This is a genomic window from Pleomorphochaeta sp. DL1XJH-081, assembly GCF_049310885.1.
GTDB lineage: Bacteria > Spirochaetota > Spirochaetia > Sphaerochaetales > Sphaerochaetaceae > CAYZJV01.
Genome location: NZ_JBMDYO010000021.1, coordinates 1 through 1,628, shown reverse-complemented (window position 1 = coordinate 1,628; position 1,628 = coordinate 1). Strand labels below are relative to the sequence as shown.

Annotated in this window: 2 protein-coding genes and 1 riboswitch; both genes read left to right on the top strand. The window is 46.6% G+C overall.

Annotation, left to right across the window (positions count from 1 at the left end):
• Positions 1–444, top strand: a 444-nt coding sequence (locus ACODJP_RS13715) for a recombinase family protein (RefSeq protein ID WP_422482454.1), incomplete at its 5' end; no start/stop codon positions are given.
• Positions 445–513: 69 nt separating this feature from the next.
• Positions 514–924 (top strand): recombinase family protein, encoded by a 411-nt coding sequence (locus ACODJP_RS13710; protein ID WP_422482456.1) that lies wholly within the window; start codon positions 514–516, stop codon positions 922–924.
• Positions 925–1,426: 502 nt separating this feature from the next.
• Positions 1,427–1,524, top strand: a riboswitch (NiCo riboswitch).
• Positions 1,525–1,628: the final 104 nt, after the last annotated feature.

The window sequence follows — 1,628 nt, the reverse complement described above, 5'->3', positions numbered from 1 at the left end:
AGCCTCCTGGCCGACTGTGAGGCGGGCAAGATCGATATGATCTATACCAAGTCCATCAGCCGGTTCGGACGCAACTGCGTGGATTTTCTGGTGACGCTCAGGCGCCTCAAGGAATTGAAAGTGGACGTCTATTTCTACAACGAGCAGATCCACCTCCTCAGCCAAGCAGGGGAGTTGCTCCTTACTCTTCATGCCGGCATAGCCCAGGCTGAGAGTGAGAACAAGAGCGAGAACATCAAGTGGGGCCTGAGAAGAAGTACCATGGATCCCGACTCCCCGGCATTCTCCCGAAGGTGCTATGGATATGATCGTAATGAGGAGGAAGGCCTCATCCTCAACATTGCTGAAGCCAGAATAGTCCTGAAGATCTTTGATTGCCCAACGAAGCGAGAGCAGCGGAGCCATCCCCATGGATCCATTGCCGAGCGAGTGCCGGCAACGTAAGGTTCCAAACCTCGCCCCTGGAGCGGAAAAGGATGCGAAGCTTCCTAGGTTCAGGGCTTGCCCTAGGGTATTGATACCTTTCATTGGTATGAGCAAGGCTGGAGCATCGTGAGGATCAAGAAGGAACTGGAAGCGCTGAAGGTTCCTACACCAACGGGCAAGAAGAAATGGCCGGTGAAGACGATCGAGAACATCCTCACCAATGAGAAGTACACTGGAACCTCCGTCTATGGAGAAACAGAGTCCGATGATTTTCCTTCCACCAAGAGAAAAGCGCGTGACCCGTTCGAGGTCCATCGGTCACGCAACCATCACATCCCCATCATCCATGAACGACAGTTCAAACGCGTGCAGAAGCTGAAGGCAAAGCGCTCCAACATTGAGATCGATGAGCACGGGAACAAGGTCAGAAAGAGCACCCATTACAGCTCCAAGAAGGCTGTGAAAAAAGTAAACAAAACCACCAAACCCCAAAACTAAATGGCATATTAATCAACGGTATTGTTGAAAATGCGTGTGTGCGTGTCTTTGGTAGAAATTGACGAAATTGAGTAGTCTAAAATATCAAAAAATGATGAAAAACTGGTAAAATTCCAGAAAAATAAGTGTTTACTAAACAAACACTTGCATAGGGTAATCTTGTATCATGGGCTGGTTGTCATTGATGATGTATAGTCGAAATAACTGTATATAATGGGAAGAAATGTCGCTTTTTGCGATTTCTAGATGAACAAAACTTCTCTGTATAAATTCATGCTAGCGGGATCATTTGGACATATTTCCTTTACTAAGAGATGCCATGTATCAAGATGTGACAAAATATTCGCCATTTCGTAAAAAGTATGAACCCTGGTTTGAATAAAATGGCAAAGCAAAAAAAACATGAGTAGCCGGATGATTGACAACCTGTGCATTGTCGTATACTTTTTGAAAAAGTCTTTTTGCACTGCATTACATTCCTGTTTTTCAGGATGTGAGATTAACAGTACAAACTGAGCAGGCGATGCCCGGAAGCGGGCGTGGGGCCGGGCCGTTTAACAACGGCAGCAAATTGCTAATAAGCACATTTGTGGGACAGTTGTATGTTCCATGGGTGTGCCATTTTTTTGGCTCAGTGCAAAAATCTGGGGGAACGAGGCTTGTAGTAGGGTCTCCTGGAAGCAGCCATGAGCTTGAGGAAGAAG